Origin of the sequence: Lysinibacillus sp. RC79 (genome assembly GCF_041262405.1) — a bacterium.
GTDB lineage: Bacteria > Bacillota > Bacilli > Bacillales_A > Planococcaceae > Lysinibacillus.
In genome coordinates this window covers 37,376-57,019 of the sequence record NZ_JBGCCD010000007.1, presented here as the reverse complement: position 1 = coordinate 57,019, position 19,644 = coordinate 37,376, and the positions used below count along the sequence as shown (strand labels likewise).

The window sequence follows — 19,644 nt, the reverse complement described above, 5'->3', positions numbered from 1 at the left end:
TGAAATCGCTGATAAATCGCTCACTCTTATATCAAGTTTAATTTGATTATTTGCCTTTCTTTAAGCCTTTCGCAATTTGCTTCCATTTGCGTTGCTCATTTAGTCTTGCTTGAGCATTTGTTTTGCGTTCGATAAACGCAAGCTCTCTTTGCAATTTAAAGTAGCTTTGAAGACGTGATTGTTCAAGTACACCTTCTGTAATTGCTTGCTGTACAGCACAATGCGGCTCCTTCTTATGTGTACAATCCCTGTAACGACAGGCCGCAGAAAGTTCCTCAATATCCCGAAAACTGGAGGATAAGCTATCACTTTGATCCCATAACTGTAGCTCGCGCATTCCAGGCGTATCAATTAAACAGCCGCCACCTGACAATAAAACTAACTCACGATGTGTTGTTGTATGGCGCCCCTTCGCGTCATCTTCTCGAATATCCGAAACCTTCATAAGCTCCTCACCACTAAGAGCATTTGTCAATGTGGATTTCCCGGCGCCAGAAGAGCCAAGCAATGCTCCTGTCACACCTTCCGTAAATAGCGCACGAATATCTTCTAAGCCCTCGCCTGACAAAGCACTAGTCACAAAAACATCCACACCAAACGCTACAGACTCAACCTCACGTATTTTACTAGAAACATCTTCACAGAGATCAGCCTTCGTCAATACAACGATTGGCTTCGCACCCGAATCCCACGCAGCTACTAAATAGCGTTCTAAACGACGAATATTAAAGTCTGCATTTAAGCTCATAACGAGAAGCACGATATCAACGTTCGATGCTACAATCTGCTCTTGTATTTCCAGCCCCGCGGCCTTGCGGGAAAAGACTGATTTTCGTGTAAACAATTTATGAATAATCGCCTTTTCCTCACCCGACATTTTCTCAACAAGCACCCAATCTCCAACCGCCGGGAAATCCTCACGTGCTAATGATGTATACGCGTAATGTCCAGCAATCGTTGCCAGCCATTCTCCTTCTTCAGCCAGTACACGATAAGAATGCTTATGCTCTAAGGTAACCCTAGCAGGCACGCAGTTCTCTAGCTTAGCCTCCTGTTTAAACCCAGTCATTTGCTCTTCAAAATATGTTGAAAATCCTAAAGTTGTTAAATTCAATTTGTTTTCCTCCTAAATGTGCATATCATTTGTCATCAATTGAAAATAAAACACAAAAAACCTTGTCTCTGCGCAATTCGGCAGTTACAAGGTTCACAGGCACATTTAAGAGAATATATAAATCACCACAATTGTGATTTAAATACACTGCGTGGTCAATTTATATATTTTAGGCGTGTGAAATTGAACAAACCGAATTGCAGTTCGTTAAAAACGGATCTATTCATCATGTCACATCACCTACTTCCGATTTAGTTAATATCAATGTAGCAAAATATTCTGAAATTGTCAATTATAATCTAACAAGCATGTACCCCCTCCCCCCCTGCATACAATAAACAAGACCACTATTTGCGAAGGAGATGTTGAATTGTCAAAAATCATTTCTATCAGTACATACCAACCACCGTACACATTACAGCAGACAAACGCAGAGGAGCTAACGAAGGAGCTTTTTCATGCAAAAATCCCTAAATTAGAACGTTACTTAAAAGTTTTTGAGAATGGTGGTATTGCAACACGTCATTTTTGTGTACCACCAGAATGGCATCGTACTGATCATTCCTTTGAGGAACGTAACGATTTATATATTGAGCTAGCTACACAATATAGCGTTGACGTCATTCAAGCATGTTTACAAAATGAAGCGTTTTTACAATCGCCGATTTCTCCTAAAGACATTGATGCCATCATTTTCGTGAGTACTACAGGCTTCTCCACACCAAGTATTGATGCACGGGTTATGAATAAACTTCCTTTTTCAGACAGGCTTAAACGCATTCCTCTTTGGGGACTTGGCTGTGCTGGGGGTGCGGCAGGTGTTAGTAGAGCCTATGATTTTTGTCGTGCCCATCCAGAAGCAAAAGTTCTTGTCGTTTGTGTCGAGCTTTGTAGTTTAACCTTTCAGCCAAATGATTTTTCAAAAAGTAATTTAATCGGTGCCTCTCTTTTTGCAGATGGAGCAGCATGTATACTCGTCTGTGGAGATGAAGTGAATATCGCAGTAAAAAAATCAATACCTTCTATTATCGGGACTGGCTCTAAATGGATGCCAGATTCAGAGAATGTTATGGGCTGGAATATTAAAAACAATGGTCTCCATGTCGTTTTTCAGAAAAGTATACCTGCCATAATCACCAATTGGCTCGGGCCATTCATTGAACAATTTTTATTGGAACATGAACTATATAGTGAACAGCTTAACCATTTCATTGCACATCCTGGCGGTAAAAAAGTGTTAAAAGCTTATGAAGATACTCTTTATCTAGCTCCCCAAAAAACCGACATTTCTCGGGAAATATTAAAATATCATGGAAATATGTCATCTCCTACGGTGCTATATGTATTGGAGCAATTTATGTTAAACGAAGGACAAGTAGAGGATACTGGTTTGCTCGTCGCTCTCGGCCCCGGCTTCTGTGCTGAAGCTGTATTACTTAAATGGAGGGAGTAGCATGATTATTTATATTATTTTGATCCTCGTCATTCTACAAAGATTGACAGAAGTTTTCATTGCAAAACGCAATGAAAAATGGATGCTTTCACAAGGGGCTTATGAAGTTGGTTCCTCTCATTATCCATATATGGTTTCTTTGCACGCCGGTTTTTTCCTGTTTTTAATTATTGAAGTAGTTACTAATCATAAAAGTTTATCGCCTTTATTTCCGTTATTGTTCATATTATTTATTGCCGTTCAAGCATTACGCATTTGGTGTATTCGTTCATTAGGGTCTTTTTGGAACACAAAAATACTCATATTACCCGATGCAAAAGTTGTACGGAAAGGCCCTTACACATTTATGCGTCACCCAAATTACGCTGTGGTTTGCTTAGAAATTATTCTTCTGCCTTTAATGTTTCAAGCATATTTCACAGCATTTTGCTTTACACTTTTAAATGTGACAATGCTATCCGTACGCATTCCAATTGAGGAAAAAGCTTTGCGAGATGCTACAAATTATAATCATATATTTCAAAAGAAGATTTCGGAATCCTAGCCGAAATCTTCTTTGTTTTTATCTTTAATGCCATTCCCAATTGAACGGATCTTGTAAACCCTCACATGAATTATTAGACTCCTCTTCCGTTAATAAGCATGTGTCCAATTCTTTTATAATCGAATCTTTATCTAATTCAACACCAATTATAACAAGCTGTGTCATGCGATCTCCGAATTCCTCATCCCAATCCTCTAGTACCTCGGGGCTTTGCAAAAAAACATCCTGCTGCTGTTCCTTTGGTAAAGCAGCTACCCAATAAGAAACGGGCTCTATTTTTGCCGATGAGCCTGCCTGTGATAGCAACAATGCAACATCTTGATGCTTTGCACTCCAAATAATCCCCTTTGCTCGAACAATCGTTTCTGGCATCTGGTCACACCAATCTACAAAACGCATTGGATGAAAGGGTCTTCTACGAATATAGGTGAACGAAGAAATGCCGTACTCCTCCGTTTCAGGTGTATGATTTTCATGACCAAGCTCTAATTCCTTTAACCAACCAGCCGATTCCGATACTCGTTCAAAATCAAAGCGTCCAGTATTTAAAATCTCTGATGGTTCTATAATGCCGTTAATTGAACGAATTAGCTTTGCTTCGGGTTGTAAAGCACGTAATATACTCTCTAATCTTTCGAGCTCTTCACCTGATACTAAATCACATTTGTTTAATACAAGGACATCACAAAACTCGATTTGCTCAATGAGTAAATCAGCAACATCCCGTTCATCTAATTCACCGACCGCCTCCTTACGCTCTAATAGACTTTCCCCTGACTGAAAATCATGCCAAAAGCGATTCGCATCTACAACAGTCACCATCGTATCAAGCTGGCAAAACTTTGTTAAATCAATACCTAGCTCCTCGTCTAAATAGCTAAACGTTTGGGCAACGGGTATTGGCTCGCTAATACCTGTCGACTCAATTAAAATATAATCAATAGTACCGAGCCTCGCGAGACGCTCCACCTCCTGCAATAAATCCTCGCGTAACGTGCAGCAAATACAACCATTCGATAACTCTACAAATTTTTCCTCTGTACGTGAAATACCGCTTCCCTTTGCAATTAACTCTGCATCAATATTAATTTCACTCATATCATTGACGATTACAGCTACACGCATATCTTTTTCATTTTGTAGAATGTGATTCATCATTGTTGTTTTACCAGAACCTAAATAACCACTTAAAACTGTAACTGGAATTTTTCTTGTCATTTTCACAACTCCTTAAATCGTAATGATTACTATTTATAGTTTGTAATTAAAACATAGAATCCTACAAAATGCAACGCTAAAAACTTTGCAGAAATACGATATTGACATATTTCAATAAAAATAATAATGTATAAAGCGTAATTTTTACGATTTAAAAGGAGGTTATTTTATGCGTATACAAGTGACATTAGCTTGTACAGAAACAGGTGATAAAAACTATATCACTACAAAAAATAAACGAACTAATCCTGAAAGGCTAGAGCTTAAGAAATATTCCCCGCGCTTCAAAAGAATTACATTGCACCGAGAAACGAAATAATATTATACCTAGTCTGAACAAGGCATGTTATGATTGCTCTACAACTATGTAGAATTCTCTAATAACATAAAAAATGGCTGTTTCAAAAGTCCTTTTCTTGCTTTTGAAACAGCCTTCAACAACATACTTTATACAGTTTTATCAGTATTTATTTCTATAGTTAGCTCGTTCAATTTGTGGTCCAAATCATTAAGCAAGTGTAATTTATGATTCAACTGCTTTTCAAAATCCATTGATTGATCCAATACCTTATTTACTTGAGCATTTATTTCGCCAAAGCATTTTTAATATGAGCAAGATGATGCTTTCCGTGCCAAGCATATAAGGCTACAGCTTTTTTTAGTGTCATTAATCCTGAATCCGGATGATTAAATGCTCGTTGTAATTGCTCTTCTGTTAAGCTTGTTAGCAAATAAACCCAACGTTCATGTAAGCTCTCAATCATTTTATACGATGTTGAGGCAGGCATTTCTGAATCGGGAAGCTTAGCCCAATCTTCCTCATTGTAAGGCTTTATCGTTGGAATATCCTCCGTCAAAGCTAGCTTAAAACGGATATAGCTATTCATATGACTATCTGCAATATGGTGGACAAGCTCCGTAACCGTCCAGCCATTTTCTCGGTAGGATTTTGTTAATGCTTGTTCGTTTGCTCCATTAAGAGCATCTGCAAGTTGTTTCGGTAATAGACGAATATCCGCAATCCATTCCTTTACTTGCTGCGCTGTAACTACTTCCGGAAATTGAAATTGTCCAATTGGATATCGTAAATCGGTCATGTAGCTCTCCTCCATTTCTATTTTCTTACTTTTCATATTACCAATTTTATATTTTTCACGCTATTTGCATTAAATTTTTTAAGTAAAACCCTCATTTTGTAAGAATTTTAGCTTACAAAACGAGGGTAATTGTGTGAAATATTCATTCTCTATTCATTAATATCGTAAATTAACGTATCAAAATAGCTCCCATTCGTATAAAGTAAAATTGCCCATTCACCAGGTTTTGGGATTTTTACATTTGAAGGTGTATGAGCATCTGCACCATTAACAGGTCCACCAAGCCCTATAGTCCAACCATCTACCAAGATGGGATACACCGTTTTAGAATCTTTATGATACCCGACAATTGTTAACTTGGTATTATGACCTTCTTCAATTCCCCAAAGATGCCACATCCATTTTTGAGTGTTTAAACTCGGTATATTGGACCCGATAACACCTGATTTATCCTCATTACCAATAATACCTCTCTCTCCAAATTCTACTGCCTTTTTGTCCCAATCAATTGATTTAAAGTCATTTTCCTGCACAAAATCAGGTAAATCATTTGGCAGAGCAACCGCTTTCTCATTCATTGAACAGCCTACCAACAATAACAACACCGTTACAATTAGTACCCATCTCCCCATTACTACACTCCCTATAAGTTATGGCTATTTCCTATGAAACGAATTTTTCGCACAAATTGTTACAGAGTATTCCGAAAACTACGCACAAACTATTATTCTATAGCTCTCATTACAAATTTAGCTAACGACTTTAGCGGATGAGTAATCGTTAACGTTGACTCTTTTTCGAATTGCCGTGCAGCCTCAACCATTGAAAGTTGCGCAACTGAAATATGCCGTTGCTCCTCTGCTAGATGATGAAGAGTTTGTCTAATAGCGCTATTATACGCTTCCTTTTTCCCCTGCATAATCAGTTCAAAAGTATTGTCGATAACTTTTGCTACTACATCTAAAGTTTTTTCATGCTGCTCAGCGTATTGCTGCAGTCTTTTCAACGTTCCTTCCACAGTCTCCGAATTTGTAAAAAGAATCGTTTGAGGCTGTTTTTCTTCACATATTATTTCAAAGAACGGCTCATCTATTTTAATAATTGGGAGAGAAAGTTTCAGCTGTTCTTCCTCTAACAATGCAATATAATTAGTACACATTTAATCAATTATGCCTCGGCATAATTGCGTACGGAATCGGCTTTGTGCTTGCGCAAAGAACTCCTTTCCGATTCCGTGACATCCGCCGGAGGCTTTAACTTCTTTCAGCGAATGTTTGGACAGCCGCTGAAAGAAGTTAAATGGCATCCATATTACAGCTTTCCATCCATTTAAGTTGCTCTTTCACCTTAAAAGCTAACCCGTCAGCCCCTTTTGAAACTTGCTGTATAAGACCTGGATCCACAAAATGGACTAGTTCTACGTTCTCAATGTTTTGAAATGCCTGTTCTATATACTCAATATTTGAATGATGTGCATGTAAACAGCCAAGCTTTTTTCTCAAGAGCAATCCCCCCTAATTCGTAAGCTGTTTTTCCATTGTCGCTACAGAAAGAGAGAAACCGTTACGATTTTCTGTCTTGCCCTCTTTTACGACAACATAACCTAATGAGCGATATAACTCAATATTTCTTGGTACACTCATACGTACTTTACATTTGCTAATCGTTTTTCCTTTCGCCCATGCGAATTGTTCAAGCTCAGCAATTAATGCTTTAGCCAATCCTTGTCCTTGCTTTTCTGGAATTACAGATAATCTAAAAAATCAATTTCGCCTTGGCGTAATTGCGTCCGGATTTTGAATTGTGCCCGCACAATTCATTCCTTTCAAAATCCGTGACATCCGCCGGAGGCTTTATCTTCATTCAGTGTTTGGACACCCACTTAAAAGGAACTACATCCGCATTCATCTCAACATCTTCCGAGGAGGGAGCCTTCTGCTGAATGAAGATATATCCCCTGAGCACTAAGTGTAAATCTTACCATCGCAACAGGTTGTTCATCGATATATCCTATGAAGGCGTGCTCTCCTTTCTTCAAATAATAGTTCCTCCCCATAACCTGTGGTTGATTTCCGTTCCGACTGGGCGCTTTCCTGGGGGCGTCCGATGAGCCGCTTCGCTGCGCTGCAGGGTCTCGGGCCAACACGATGTTGGTCACGAAGGCGTTATCACAGGATGTGATGCTTTTAGCCTTCGTTCCTCTATCGCTAATCCCCAAGGAGTCGCCCAGTCTCCACTCCAATCAACTTATAAATAGCATACGTTTTAACAAATGTCATCCACAACTTTTGGTGATGAGCCAAAATAATGTTCATTTGTCAGTACTCCTTTTGATTAAAAATAAACCGCATTACCATAAGATAATGCGGTCACTACTATTTATTTTTTGTTCACAAAACGTATTGCTCTACTCATAACAGTTGGAACGATTGAAGCATGATTTTCCTCCAACGCTTCATAGAAGGAGATATTCATGATTTTCTGTAATTTACTCGCAATTTGTTGCGCATCATCAACCATAAAGGTTTCCAGTTCTCCCACACCGATGAATAATTTTTCATAAGCAAATGGAAGCTCTTTTAAAAATTTTGACGCATAATCTAATAGTTCATGCCCATTCCACCAAATAGAAGGGCTAATCGCTATATAACGTTGGAAGCTTGATTGATGATGAAATAATTGCCAAAGAACAAAATAACCTGCTAATGAATGCCCGAACAGTGCTTCATGTTGCATATTTACAGGGAATTGAGCCCGAATACTTGGCTTTAACTCCTCCTCTAAAAATCTATTAAAGTTCTCTGCTCCTCCATGTTTCTCATGGCCCTTACCTTTAAATCTTGCAGGATAAGTATACGTTTCTGCTTGTCCTGTAAAATCATAAAATCGTCGTTCATGCATGTCAGCACCATGCCCAATGCCAATGACAACGGCTGGTAAGACTCCTGTTTTAGGTGAATTACGACTTTGTATGCGAACCGCTTCCTTTACAAGATGGAAATATGATGATCCATCTAATACGTATAAGACCGGAAAACCTTCTTCTGGTACTTCTCCGTTCGGTACATAAATATTTACCGTATACGTATAATCCGTAAACTTCGATACAATTTGCTGCGTCACATAATCAAGTGTTTTCACGATTTTCTCCTCAATCATTTGTCGGCCTCCTTCATAACATCATAGCCATAACATACTGGTGTTTTCGTAACTGGATCTTCCATAATACGTGCATTAATATTGAACACGTTCCGCATAACATCTGCACATAAAATTTCCTCAGGTGTTCCAGTTTTCGTTACAGCCCCCTGCCTCATTGCAATTAAATGATCTGAATATCGTGCCGCGTGATTAATATCGTGCAATACCATAACAATCGTACAACGATGCTGTTCGTTTAAGTTTTTCACAATTTCTAGCACCTCTAACTGATGTGCCATATCTAAATATGTTGTAGGTTCGTCTAATAGCAAAATATTTGTTTCTTGCGCTAAGGCCATTGCAAGCCATACACGCTGGCGTTGACCTCCTGAAAGCTGAGCAAGCTCTCGATTTCGGTACTCCATCGTATTTGTCACATTTAAAGCCCATTCAATCATTTCCTCATCCTTTTTTGTTAAGCGATTAACGTTATTTCGATGTGGATAACGACCATAAGCAATGAGCTCCTCAACCTTCAACTGACCTGGTGCAACAGGCGTCTGGGACAAGATTGCTAGCTTTTTCGCAATTTCCTTTGTCGATAAATTTTGCATGTTTTGATCCTGTAAATAAACCGTGCCCTGTTGCTTCTTTAATATACGACCAATTGTTTTTAATAGTGTAGATTTTCCACATCCATTGGGACCTATAATGGTCGTAACCTTTCCTTCTTCAATTGTTAAATTCAAGCCTTCAAACACACGAACCTGCTCATAGCCAGAAGATAAATTTTCCATTCTAAATGCAGTTTGCACACTTTTTCCTCCTATGCCTTCGATTTCACTAATAAATATAAGAAGTACGGAATCCCAATTATCGAGACAACAATACCAACTGCCAGCTCAGACGGCGCAAATACTGTTTTTCCTATAAAATCAGCTAAAATAAGCAATCCCGCACCTATCAACGCACTGACTGGCATGACGTAACGATGTTGAATACCAACAAGCTGTTTAGCAATATGTGGTGCCATTAATCCAATAAAACCGATACTACCTGATACCGATACACAAGCACTGACTAAGCCGACGCTTGCCAATAACAGCTTCATTTTCTCTTTTTCCACTGCTATCCCTAAGCTAGTAATGCTATCCTCTTCTAATTGAAAATAATCGAGCAAATACGATTTCCGATGAACATAAAAGCCTAATAAAATAAGCCACGGCAACATAGTCACGACAAAAATCCAATTTGCATTATAAATAGAGCCTGCCATCCAAACTGCGGCAGCTTCATAATCCTGAGCATTCATTTTTAATGATAAAAACAGTGACAATGCCCCAAAGCCACTATTAATCGCAATCCCTGTTAAAATTAGCCGTTGCATATCTAAATGGCCGTTCTTCATGGCAACCGAGAAAATCAACACTGCTGCCATCGCACCACCGACGAATCCAAAAATCGGCATCATCAAAATGGAGAACCAGCTACTCATATCTGCAGATGTGAGACGTAATTGGAAGAAAAACATAAATATGACCACTGCTGCACCAGCACCAGCATTAATTCCTAAAATTCCAGGGTCTGCTAGGCCATTTCGCGTAATACCTTGTAGCACAACCCCTGCCATCCCTAGGCCAACACCGACTAATGCTGCAATGGCAATACGTGGTAAACGGAATTCAAAAATGACAAGATCAAATTTTGGATTTGGATCAATGCGTAACAATGTTTTTAAGACATCCATCACCGACATATCAAAGACACCATTTGTAAGATGGAGATAGGTAGCACCAAAAATAAATAACATGAGTATTGAAACAGTCAAAACGAATACACTTGAGGTTTTCTTACGCACGTTTTTCACCTCCGTGTTTGCGAACTAAATATAAGAAGAATGGGACACCAACCAATGCCGTTAATACGCCGATTGGAGTTTCGAATGGGTAATTAACAAAGCGACTAAGTACATCACAAAGCGCTAAGAAAAACGCCCCTACTACAGCTGCACATGGAATGATAAAGCGGTAATCAACTCCAACAAGGAAACGTGTAATATGAGGAATGACTAACCCTACAAATGCAATCTTCCCTACAAGTGCAACAGCCGTACCTGTTAAACATACAACAGCAAGCATGCTAATAATTTTCACTGATTTAGTTTTTTGCCCAAGTCCAATAGCGATATCTTCTCCTAGTGAAGTTATCGTAATAGCTTTTGCTGATAATAATGCAAGAACTAAACCGACTAGGCCAAATGGAATAGATAGCATGACCATATCCATGTCCACCATATGTACCTTTGTGTTATACCAAACACTTACCGTTTGTGATACTTGGAAATACATCGCAATGGCTGTAGCAATACTACTTAAAAACGTACCAATGACCGTCCCAATAATGGCGAGCCTTACTGGTGATAAACCATTTCGAATTAAAGAGCCAAAACCAAATACAATACCTGCTCCTAATGCTGAACCGAGCATTGAAAGTAAGATCATTTGGTAATTTGGAAGCCCTGGGAAAAATACAATTGCTATCGTAATCATAAATGCAGATCCATCATTAACGCCCATTAATGATGGAGAGGCTAAATAATTTCGTGTAATACCTTGCATCACTGCCCCCGCTACTGCTAAAAATGCTCCAACCAATAAAACTGCGGCAATTCTAGGAATACGCCCAGTTCGTATAATTTGGTGGTCAACATTTGAAGGATCGAATGCTGTAATCGCCTGCCACACCGTTATTGCGCTAATGTCTTTTGTGCCGTACATAACGGAGACTAATGCCACAATCGCAATTAGGAATGGAGAAACTGCTAATATTGAAAATGCCACAATGTTTGTTTTTTTCAACTTCCACACCTTTTTCTATATCAATTATGCCTCGGCATAATTGCGTCCGGAATCGGCTTTGTGCTTGCACAAAGCACTCCTTTCCGATTCCGTGACATCCGCCGGAGGCTTTAGGCCAACACGAAGTTGGTCACTCAGTCGTTGCCACAGGACGTGGCGCTCTTAGACTAAGTTCCTCTATTTCAGCGGATGTTTGGACACCCGCTGAAAGAAGTTAAACTCTATCTTATAAAAAGCTGGTAATAGCCTGGTGATGCCACCAAATCTACTACCAGCCTCTCTAAACTATTTAAGTAATTTTTCAGCTGCGATGTCTAAGAATTTTACCTTAGACCATGCCGTACCACCTTGTGCTAAAGGTTCAATGGCATTCACGAAAACCTGATTATTTTGTGATGCCTTTAAGCTTGCAAAGATTGGATTCTTTTGTAGCTCTTCTAATGCTTTTGGTGCATCGGCATTTTCTGATTCCTCGAATTGAAGGAAAATAGCATCAGGATTAACCTCTGCTAATGTTTCAAGAGATAGTTCAGCCTGTGCCTTTGCAGTTTTTAAAACCTCTGGTATTGGAGCCCCTAAATCTTCATATAGAACAGGGTTTAAGTAAACGCCTGCAGGATAGATATACATGATGCCACCACGTACTCGAATAACTAGAACTTGCTTGTCCGCTAACTGCTCTTTAGATTTCACTTGAGAATCAGCAACCTTCGCTTCATAATCAGCAATAATTTTTTTAGCCTCGTCTTCTTTACCTGAAAGTTGTGCAAGTAATATTAAGTTCTCTTTCCAATTTGTAGAGACATGTGAATATGGAATCATCGTTTGAATTTTATTGAGTTTTTCAGCCATTTCCTCAGGGTATTTTGAGGAACCTAGAATAACATCTGGATCAAGTTTAAGAATGGCTTCAGTATTCGGTGTCATTTTATTTCCAACAAGCTCAGCACCTTCAAATTTAGAAGCAAGATATGATGGAATTTTCCCACCGATATCAAGCACGCCAACAGGCTTAATACCGAGCATTGCCGCATCTTCCATAGACTCTAAACTTGCAGCTACTATGTTTTTGACATCTGCGGCAATTTCATATTTTTCGCCTAAGTATGTAATCGTCTGTGTTTTTGCTTGATTTGTTTGCGTTTCTGTTGCACTAGTTGCTGCGGCATTATTTGTAGATGCAGTAGACTCTTCTGCTTTATCCGTACCACAGGCAGCCAAGGATAAAGCTAATAGAGCAGGTGCACACATTTTAAAATATTTATTCATAGATATTCTCTCCTAACAAACATAATTATATTGATAATGATAATCATTTTCATTTATAAGTCAATAGAATATATGGCTTTAATTGATATTCATTATCATTTATGGATACTATCCTAACAAAGAGAAAAGCAGTTGTGAATGGACAATTTCATGAATCACATGGACTTTTGCCTATTTTTGAACAACAAAAAAAGCTGCTTCTTTTGTCAAGAAACAACTTTTTATACGTATTTAGCTTCCTCAATCATTAATTTCCGATAAGCTGTCGGGGACATTCCAGTACATTTTTTAAATACTCGACTAAAATAAAAGCAATCTGCATAGCCTACACATTCAGCTATTTCCGCTACTGGTGAATCGTCATATTTTAGTAACTCCTTCGACCGTCGTATGCGATATTCCGTTAAGTAGACGCTAGGATTCATCCCAGTATGCTGTTCAAACAGATAGGCAAACCTACGACGCTCCACGTCAAATTCAGAAGCAATTTCTGAAACAGAAAGTTGTTTAGCATAATTCTCATGTATATACTGTAAAGCTTGCTCCATCTGTTCACTAGCTGTATCGAGCACCTTCACTTTTGCCGAAATAAGAATGGCTTCCAAAAGATTCATAAATAGAGTCTTTGCTTTGAATATTGACATATTACCTGGCATTGCTTGGCTTTCTATTAGCTGCTGTACATAGTCAATAATTTTTGTATGATAGCCTGTATTGATTAAAAAGTGCTGATCTGATAATGAATATTGAGGTATTTCTTCGGGAGGGATATGATAATGCACAACTGCATACTCCCATTTCTTATCGCTAGTAACTTTAATTTCGATTGGCATTTGTGACCCTGCATGTACGACCATACCCGGCTCCATTGCATAAGGGATACCGTTAAAGCTAAATATAGCACTACCAGCAAGCGGCACAACCAAACCACACTTCCCAGGGGCTGTTGTTCGACCAATATCTATTTGCCCTGGCTCCATTTTATTTGTAAAAACATCCGTAAAACTTACAGATGCATGTGCATAATAATCGATTAAATGCTTGATGTCCACTTTATAGCTCCTATATTCTGGATTTGTGAAAAATGATGCACATCATGATCTACTAAACTAGCAAAGTAACCGTAAAGTGTTAATTCTGAAACACCTATTGTAAAAGGCTGTAGCCATTGCTTATCAACGATTTGATAAAGTGCGTCAATTAGCTGATGTCTCTGATTGATAAAATTAGTTATCGTTTCTTCTTTACTTTGAGCACGACTATTCCTTGCTGCATTAGCATTCATCTCTTCTACATCTGGCCCTTTTGGTAAGCTTTCTTCTGTAAAAAGAAATGGTAGACGTTGTTTTACTACGAATTTATCCCATGGAGTAAGATGCCCAATTACCTCTGCTACTGTCCATTTTCCAGGTTCTATAGGCATACGCCATTGTTCTTCGGTTATGTTTGCTAAACTTTCCACAAACACGATAGATCTTTCATAATGCGAAATTATATGATGTTTATCGTGATACAAGTCTTTAGCTCCTTCGCTTCATTTTAGTAGACAATCTGTAGCTTCGGCCAACATAATTCCCACTGCTTGTTACGAACTCTATTCATATAAACCTCATGCCTTTGAGAGCCTTTTTGATAATATGGTGTAGGAGCGACAATCCCAGAAACTAAGTGCTTGATACCATGAGGTGCAGCTATTTCAAGTATTCCATTAGTAAGCCTCACACCTATAGCTGTTGGTATTTCCGGAAAATGCGCAATGCCATCAATAGAGGATTGATAAGGCTCACTATTATTTATTACATGCATCCTTGCTTGATTTTTCACAGACCAAGGCTCATTTGGTAAATACTTCGTCAATTCTTGTTCATACTGCTTCTCATATTTTTCTGAGGGATTTACTTTATCAAAATATATCACATCAATATCGGCTAATGATGTTCTGTATTCTTTTTTATGTAGAAAATCCCACACCTTTGTACGAATAAATCCAGCACATATCCATGAATCAGGTAATTGTAGCTTCTCTACAGTAGTTAAAATGTGCATCATCCATTCATCTGCTGCAATTAAGCTTTTTAACTCTTCTTCTGTTTTTATCAGTTTCATTCACCTCTGAATTTGTCATACCAATGCTTGCACTGCTTCCTAATTAATGATCCACAAGCCATGTTCTTATCTTTTTAGCAACATCCTTAGGTGCTTCACGAAAAATATCATGGCCTGCATCAGCGATCGGTTCAATATCCAAGTTTTTAATGCTAGTTTGCAAAATTTGAATACTCTTCTTTCTAGTAGATTCTAATTCGCTTGGTTTTGTTGCCCGTATCAATAGAGTCGGGCAAAGCACCCGTTCTACTATATCTGTGACTGGTTCCGCATAAATACCTTTTATTATGGATTGTCCTGTAAAAGTAGAAATCGTTAGTCTAATTTCTCCATCCTGCTCCTTAACTTGAGCCCTTGATGCTTCTTCAAGCTCTTCCGACCATCGTGAAAGCTCTTCTTTTTCCGATTCAAAAAATACGTCCCAAGATGAGAATCTTACTTCATCGCAAAATTGCTCTATACTTTGTAATTCGTTTTCTAATGTCATCCCTAAATCTTGCGGTGACAAATAACCGCCATCTAACAAAATAATTCCCTTAATTCGTTTAGGGTATTTAGCGGCATAATGCAATGCCAAATCAGCCCCAAAAGAATGACCAATTAAATAATGAGATGTATTACCTAACTGCTGATTTATTGTTTCTTCTATGTCTTCAATCAAATTGGACGGAAAATAAGCCTTTTCTTCTTCCAAGGCTTTTGCATAGCCGTGTCCAGGTAAATCAAAGGATACGGTATGATACTCTGGTAAATGTTTTGCTAGTTCTCCAAATGCTAAGCCCGTACTCCCTAGCCCATGTAAAAAGATTAAAGTTGGATTTTGTGAGTCTCCCCATTGATATATATTTTGTTTCATTGCTACTATCCCCTTCGCTCAACAATGACTTCCATTACTTACAATAATAACTATTTATTTTTCAATTTCAAAGGGGTTATGCAGATGAACGTAAGCATAATAAATTAGGAGAGGTTGAAGCTTTAAGGAGACTGTATTTAAAAAGAAAAAATCAGTTGTACTTTGTATAAATATCATTTATACAAAACGAAAAATAATATATTAGATTTATAAATTGTTTACCATTACCCTTTAACTAACAACATTAAAGGAGCCGCTTATGAAGAAATCTTTTATTTTCATTGTGACCGTTGCCATTGCAATAGGACTTTTTTATACAAAGCTTTCACTGACGCTCGTCGGTATCGGAGTTATTGCTGCTTTTATCGGTACACTTGCTGGAGGTGCTGGGCTAATTACGATCCCTGCTATGATGCTTGTTGGTATACCTATTCAAACAGGCATTGCTACGAATAAATTTTCATCGGGCATTGCAGCGTTGTCGAGCATCTTTTATCTTCTTTATCATAAAGAGCTTCGTCTAGCAGCTATTATGAAATATGTTGCTGTAGCCATTGCCGGAGGCGTTTGTGGAGCACTCCTAACAGTATCCATCTCAGAAAAAACAATGAATATTATTGCATGTATGCTACTTATTTTCGCCCTATTTATAACGTTGAAAAATAAAGAATGGACTGTTAGCTCAGAAGAAAATGACACTAAACACAGTAATAAATTATGGCAGCCATTTTTAATTGCAGTTTATGATGGCGGCTTTGGACCCGGCTCTTCAACCTTCAGCATACTGCATTATTTACGCTATCATAACTCCTACATAAAGGCTGTACAGCTCACACGTGTACTTATATTCGGGAGCTGTACAGGGGCATTTTTAGTATTTTACCAAACGGGCTTTATTCAATGGCAATATGCAATAGCGATGGCAATAGGCTCCATTATCGGCTCCCAACTCGGACTTTTAATTCTACCGAAAATTCCGATAAAAGCAGCTAAAATACTACTAATAATCATCATTACATTACTACTTATTCAAGTAGCAATAAAAATCATTTAACTACTTAAATGTTCATGAATTAACTTCCATTCATTGTTTAGGACAGTAAAAATATTCATTGCCCTTCCGCTACCTGATACAAATTTTCCGTTATGATAGCCCTCATAGTGGTATGTATAAATGCAGGTAGCTGATTGTTCATCAACCGTAAGCCACTGGACATTAGTAGCTGAATATATCTCTTCCTTTATCAAATTCCAAGCATTATTTAAATAAGCACCTATTTCTTCTATGGTCACGCACGTTTTATCCGAAAACCAATACACTGCTTGCGGATGCAAAATTTCCTTTACGTTATTAAAATCATGCGAATTTGTAGCTGCAATATAGTTCTCTAAAGCTTGTTGATACGGCACGGTCGCCCCCCCTTATCAACCAATATTAGCTGAAATTCTGCTCTCCATAAGGGTCTAATAATACCAAGGACATAAGAACTTAGTTTGATGTATTTGTTTAATAACCTTCACTTCTAGTTAACATGGATGGATTAATAATGTCTGCTACAGCCAAAAATAGATTCTCCGGATATTCAGCAAGACGATGACATAAATATAAATACCATTCGCTTCCATACGGAAGATAAACCTTACAACGATATCCCTTCGCTTTTAATTGATGAATCAAATCTGAACGTATGCCATAAAGCATCTCTATTTCAACATTAGGTTGATTAAAATATTGTCTTTGTTCCATTTCTTGAATCAATACATCATCATGCGTAGCTATCGAGATTTTATGATTGGCATTAATCAACTGCTCAGCATATAGAAGATAACGTTCATTCAATTCTTCTGATCTTTCCAGTGCAACATCAATTGGTTCCTGGAAAGCACCTTTAACAAGTCTTATTTTCCCTGGGTATTGAATGAGCTGCTGTATATCTTCCTCTGTACGATAGAGATGTACTTGTACCGTAATCCCGACATTAGAAAATTGACTAGCTATTTTTTTATAAATATCGAGTATATCGCTTGTCTTTGAAGACTCCTCCATACTAATCATCAAAGTAATTTCATATTGATTTGCTTTTCGAGCTAGCTCTTCCAAGTGTTTATAAGCAAGTTCTGCATTGACAGAAAGACCAATATGAGATAAATCCAACGAAACGGTTTGTTTCATTGACGAGGCACCCATGCTCTCAATAAGTTGCAAAAATTCTTCTTTGGCCTTTTGGCATTCCAACAAATCCGTTGTATTTTCCCCAATAAATTCAATGGATATTTGATAATCCTTGGCGATGAATTCTAGAGCCATCGTGAGGGCATCCCGTCTCTTTTCACCTGTAACATACCGTTTCGCCGCCTTCCATATTAACGGATAGAGTTCCATTGACTGTTGAACGGCATGTTTCATTTGTTTATCTCTCGCTGCAGATTTTAATGCTTGAACCACCAATTCTTCTGCTTTTTTCATTTTCATTCCTCCTCTTAGCTATTTACCAGTACTTTAACATGATAAAATTGGTAGAATAAGAACCACTTTATAGTTTTTTTCAAGGTACCACTTTTAAATAGGAGGCGAGACAAAGTTGTTATGGATACCGATCGACCGTTCTTCAGATATTCCTTTAAATCGGCAAGTATATCAGCAAATTCGGGAAAAAATTTTAAATGGACATCTTCAAGCAGGCGAAAAACTACCATCAACCCGTGAACTTTCTACAGAGCTAAAGGTTTCGAGAAACGTTATATTGGACACTTACGATCAATTGTTAGCAGAGGGGTTTTTATTAGCAAGAAGAGGATCAGGTACATTTGTTGCAGAGGGGGCCTTTTTAACACAGCATGATTCATCATTTTTATTAAATGAAGTCAGTGAAAAGAAGCCTAAAAATAATATGATTAATTTTCGCTCAGGCATTCCTGCATTAGACTTATTTCCACGTAAAACTTGGGCAAAATTATCACATCAACTGTGGAACGATATTGAATCAACTAACTTTGGATATGACTCCCCAGAAGGTCGTCTAGAATTAAGACAAACGCTCGCACACTACTTATTGAGAACTAGAGGTGTTGACTGTCATCCAGAACAAATTGTTATTACATCAGGCGCTACACAAGCAATGACACTTGTTTCTAGGTTGCTTTTAACGCCTAAGGATACCGTCATCATGGAAGATCCTATTACGAATGATATTCAAACAATTTTTAAATCTTCAGGTGCCTCTATTTATCCAATACCTGTAGATGTAGATGGGATGAAGACATCCTTAATACCAGAAAATTTGCAGCCTAAATTTGTCTTCCTGACTCCATCTCATCAATTCCCACTAGGAGGCACGCTACCAATACAGCGCAGAATTCAATTAATCAATTTCGTTAGAAGGAATAATTGTTTTTTAGTTGAAGATGATTATGATAGTGAGTTTCGCTATGAAGGTTCACCTGTCAGCTCTCTACAAGGCCTAGATCCAGAACGTGTACTCTATATCGGCTCCTTTAGTAAGATCCTCTCTCCAGCATTACGAATAGGTTATATAGTTCTTCCAACTCATCTAATTGAGAAATGTCGGCAGCTGAAATGGTTTACTGATTTACACACACCATCATTAGATCAGCTTATTCTCGCTCGTTTTATTAAGGAAGGCTACTTGGAACGACATATTGCAAAAATGAAGAAATTTTATAAAAGCCAGCGAGATTTCCTTATCCAATGTTTACATACAACTTTTTCAAATAAAGTGAAAGTTTTAGGTTACTCTACTGGCATGCATTTAATTGTTGAACTGGAGGATATTCATTTTTCTAAAGAATTATTGTTTCAAATCGAACAATTTGATGTAAGGGTATACCCTGTAGAGGATCACACGATAGAGAAAGGGAAATATACTAATCGAATTATTTTAGGTTATGGACATTTAAAGAAGAATGAAATAGCAGAAGGTGTGACAAGACTATTTCAAACAGTTTATGATGAGGTAAAGTAAATAAG

General features: G+C 38.0%; 23 protein-coding genes. 5 read left to right on the top strand and 18 right to left on the bottom strand.

Annotated features, from left to right (window positions below; genetic code table 11):
- Positions 1–46: 46 nt before the first annotated feature.
- The gene (rsgA, locus tag ABH968_RS09060) at positions 47–1,114 is read right to left on the bottom strand and encodes a ribosome small subunit-dependent GTPase A (RefSeq protein WP_370043734.1); all 1,068 of its coding nucleotides are present in this window, start codon (positions 1,112–1,114) and stop codon (positions 47–49) included.
- Between the two features lie 370 nt (positions 1,115–1,484).
- On the opposite strand from rsgA, the gene ABH968_RS09055 reads away from it, so the two are divergent.
- Both ABH968_RS09055 and ABH968_RS09050 read left to right on the top strand, forming a co-directional pair.
- Complete coding sequence (locus ABH968_RS09055) at positions 1,485–2,567, top strand: type III polyketide synthase (RefSeq protein WP_370043733.1); 1,083 nt, start codon at positions 1,485–1,487, stop codon at positions 2,565–2,567.
- A 1-nt stretch (position 2,568) separates the two neighbouring features.
- Positions 2,569–3,111 (top strand): isoprenylcysteine carboxyl methyltransferase family protein, encoded by a 543-nt coding sequence (locus ABH968_RS09050; protein ID WP_370043732.1) that lies wholly within the window; start codon positions 2,569–2,571, stop codon positions 3,109–3,111.
- Positions 3,112–3,135: 24 nt separating this feature from the next.
- Here the strand turns inward: ABH968_RS09050 and ABH968_RS09045 are convergent, their stop codons facing one another.
- The gene (locus ABH968_RS09045; protein WP_370043731.1) at positions 3,136–4,329 is read right to left on the bottom strand and encodes a GTP-binding protein; all 1,194 of its coding nucleotides are present in this window, start codon (positions 4,327–4,329) and stop codon (positions 3,136–3,138) included.
- A 169-nt stretch (positions 4,330–4,498) separates the two neighbouring features.
- On the opposite strand from ABH968_RS09045, the gene rpmG reads away from it, so the two are divergent.
- Positions 4,499–4,648 carry a 50S ribosomal protein L33 gene (gene rpmG / locus ABH968_RS09040; RefSeq protein ID WP_370043730.1) on the top strand — a complete coding sequence of 50 codons (150 nt, stop codon included), beginning with the start codon at positions 4,499–4,501 and terminating at the stop codon, positions 4,646–4,648.
- A 265-nt stretch (positions 4,649–4,913) separates the two neighbouring features.
- Here the strand turns inward: rpmG and ABH968_RS09035 are convergent, their stop codons facing one another.
- The 14 genes from ABH968_RS09035 to ABH968_RS08970 all read right to left on the bottom strand — a co-directional run bounded on the left by ABH968_RS09035 (position 4,914) and on the right by ABH968_RS08970 (position 15,656).
- Positions 4,914–5,426: a YfiT family bacillithiol transferase gene (locus ABH968_RS09035; protein WP_370043729.1), complete on the bottom strand. Its 513-nt coding sequence runs from the start codon at positions 5,424–5,426 to the stop codon at positions 4,914–4,916.
- Between the two features lie 149 nt (positions 5,427–5,575).
- Positions 5,576–6,058, bottom strand: coding sequence for a hypothetical protein (locus ABH968_RS09030; protein WP_370043728.1), 483 nt, complete (start codon positions 6,056–6,058; stop codon positions 5,576–5,578).
- 92 nt (positions 6,059–6,150) lie between these two features.
- Positions 6,151–6,585 carry a hypothetical protein gene (locus ABH968_RS09025; RefSeq protein WP_370043727.1) on the bottom strand — a complete coding sequence of 145 codons (435 nt, stop codon included), beginning with the start codon at positions 6,583–6,585 and terminating at the stop codon, positions 6,151–6,153.
- A gap of 136 nt (positions 6,586–6,721) precedes the next feature.
- Positions 6,722–6,928 (bottom strand): hypothetical protein, encoded by a 207-nt coding sequence (locus tag ABH968_RS09020; RefSeq protein WP_370043856.1) that lies wholly within the window; start codon positions 6,926–6,928, stop codon positions 6,722–6,724.
- Between the two features lie 12 nt (positions 6,929–6,940).
- On the bottom strand, positions 6,941–7,171 hold the full coding sequence (locus ABH968_RS09015; RefSeq protein ID WP_370043851.1) for a GNAT family N-acetyltransferase: 231 nt from the start codon (positions 7,169–7,171) through the stop codon (positions 6,941–6,943).
- 634 nt (positions 7,172–7,805) lie between these two features.
- Positions 7,806–8,585 carry an alpha/beta hydrolase gene (locus ABH968_RS09010; RefSeq protein WP_370043726.1) on the bottom strand — a complete coding sequence of 260 codons (780 nt, stop codon included), beginning with the start codon at positions 8,583–8,585 and terminating at the stop codon, positions 7,806–7,808.
- Positions 8,582–9,364, bottom strand: coding sequence for an ABC transporter ATP-binding protein (locus ABH968_RS09005; protein ID WP_370043850.1), 783 nt, complete (start codon positions 9,362–9,364; stop codon positions 8,582–8,584). The genes ABH968_RS09010 and ABH968_RS09005 overlap by 4 nt, the downstream gene beginning before the upstream one ends.
- 29 nt (positions 9,365–9,393) lie before the next feature.
- Positions 9,394–10,425 carry a FecCD family ABC transporter permease gene (locus ABH968_RS09000; RefSeq protein WP_370043725.1) on the bottom strand — a complete coding sequence of 344 codons (1,032 nt, stop codon included), beginning with the start codon at positions 10,423–10,425 and terminating at the stop codon, positions 9,394–9,396.
- Positions 10,418–11,425, bottom strand: coding sequence for a FecCD family ABC transporter permease (locus ABH968_RS08995; protein WP_370043724.1), 1,008 nt, complete (start codon positions 11,423–11,425; stop codon positions 10,418–10,420). The genes ABH968_RS09000 and ABH968_RS08995 overlap by 8 nt, the downstream gene beginning before the upstream one ends.
- Positions 11,426–11,710: 285 nt before the next feature.
- Entirely contained in the window at positions 11,711–12,694 is a 984-nt protein-coding gene (locus tag ABH968_RS08990) for an ABC transporter substrate-binding protein (protein ID WP_370043723.1), read from the bottom strand.
- Positions 12,695–12,915: 221 nt separating this feature from the next.
- Complete coding sequence (locus ABH968_RS08985) at positions 12,916–13,746, bottom strand: AraC family transcriptional regulator (RefSeq protein ID WP_370043722.1); 831 nt, start codon at positions 13,744–13,746, stop codon at positions 12,916–12,918.
- A complete protein-coding gene (locus tag ABH968_RS08980; RefSeq protein ID WP_370043720.1) occupies positions 13,728–14,210 on the bottom strand; it encodes a DinB family protein in 483 nt (160 codons plus the stop codon). The genes ABH968_RS08985 and ABH968_RS08980 overlap by 19 nt, the downstream gene beginning before the upstream one ends.
- A gap of 23 nt (positions 14,211–14,233) precedes the next feature.
- The gene (locus ABH968_RS08975; protein WP_370043719.1) at positions 14,234–14,800 is read right to left on the bottom strand and encodes a nucleotidyltransferase family protein; all 567 of its coding nucleotides are present in this window, start codon (positions 14,798–14,800) and stop codon (positions 14,234–14,236) included.
- Between the two features lie 43 nt (positions 14,801–14,843).
- Entirely contained in the window at positions 14,844–15,656 is an 813-nt protein-coding gene (locus tag ABH968_RS08970; RefSeq protein WP_370043718.1) for an alpha/beta fold hydrolase, read from the bottom strand.
- 259 nt (positions 15,657–15,915) lie between these two features.
- Between ABH968_RS08970 and ABH968_RS08965 the strand changes: the two genes are divergently transcribed.
- Positions 15,916–16,710 (top strand): sulfite exporter TauE/SafE family protein, encoded by a 795-nt coding sequence (locus ABH968_RS08965; protein ID WP_370043717.1) that lies wholly within the window; start codon positions 15,916–15,918, stop codon positions 16,708–16,710.
- Here the strand turns inward: ABH968_RS08965 and ABH968_RS08960 are convergent.
- Together ABH968_RS08960 and ABH968_RS08955 are read right to left on the bottom strand one after the other, a co-directional pair.
- On the bottom strand, positions 16,707–17,066 hold the full coding sequence (locus tag ABH968_RS08960; protein ID WP_370043715.1) for a YybH family protein: 360 nt from the start codon (positions 17,064–17,066) through the stop codon (positions 16,707–16,709). The two genes, ABH968_RS08965 and ABH968_RS08960, sit on opposite strands and share 4 nt — an antisense overlap.
- Before the next feature lie 97 nt (positions 17,067–17,163).
- Positions 17,164–18,123 carry a proline dehydrogenase family protein gene (locus ABH968_RS08955; RefSeq protein WP_370043713.1) on the bottom strand — a complete coding sequence of 320 codons (960 nt, stop codon included), beginning with the start codon at positions 18,121–18,123 and terminating at the stop codon, positions 17,164–17,166.
- Positions 18,124–18,238: 115 nt separating this feature from the next.
- On the opposite strand from ABH968_RS08955, the gene pdxR reads away from it, so the two are divergent.
- Positions 18,239–19,639, top strand: a complete 1,401-nt coding sequence (gene pdxR / locus ABH968_RS08950) for a MocR-like pyridoxine biosynthesis transcription factor PdxR (protein WP_370043712.1) — start codon at positions 18,239–18,241, stop codon at positions 19,637–19,639.
- The last annotated feature ends 5 nt before the right edge of the window (positions 19,640–19,644 follow it).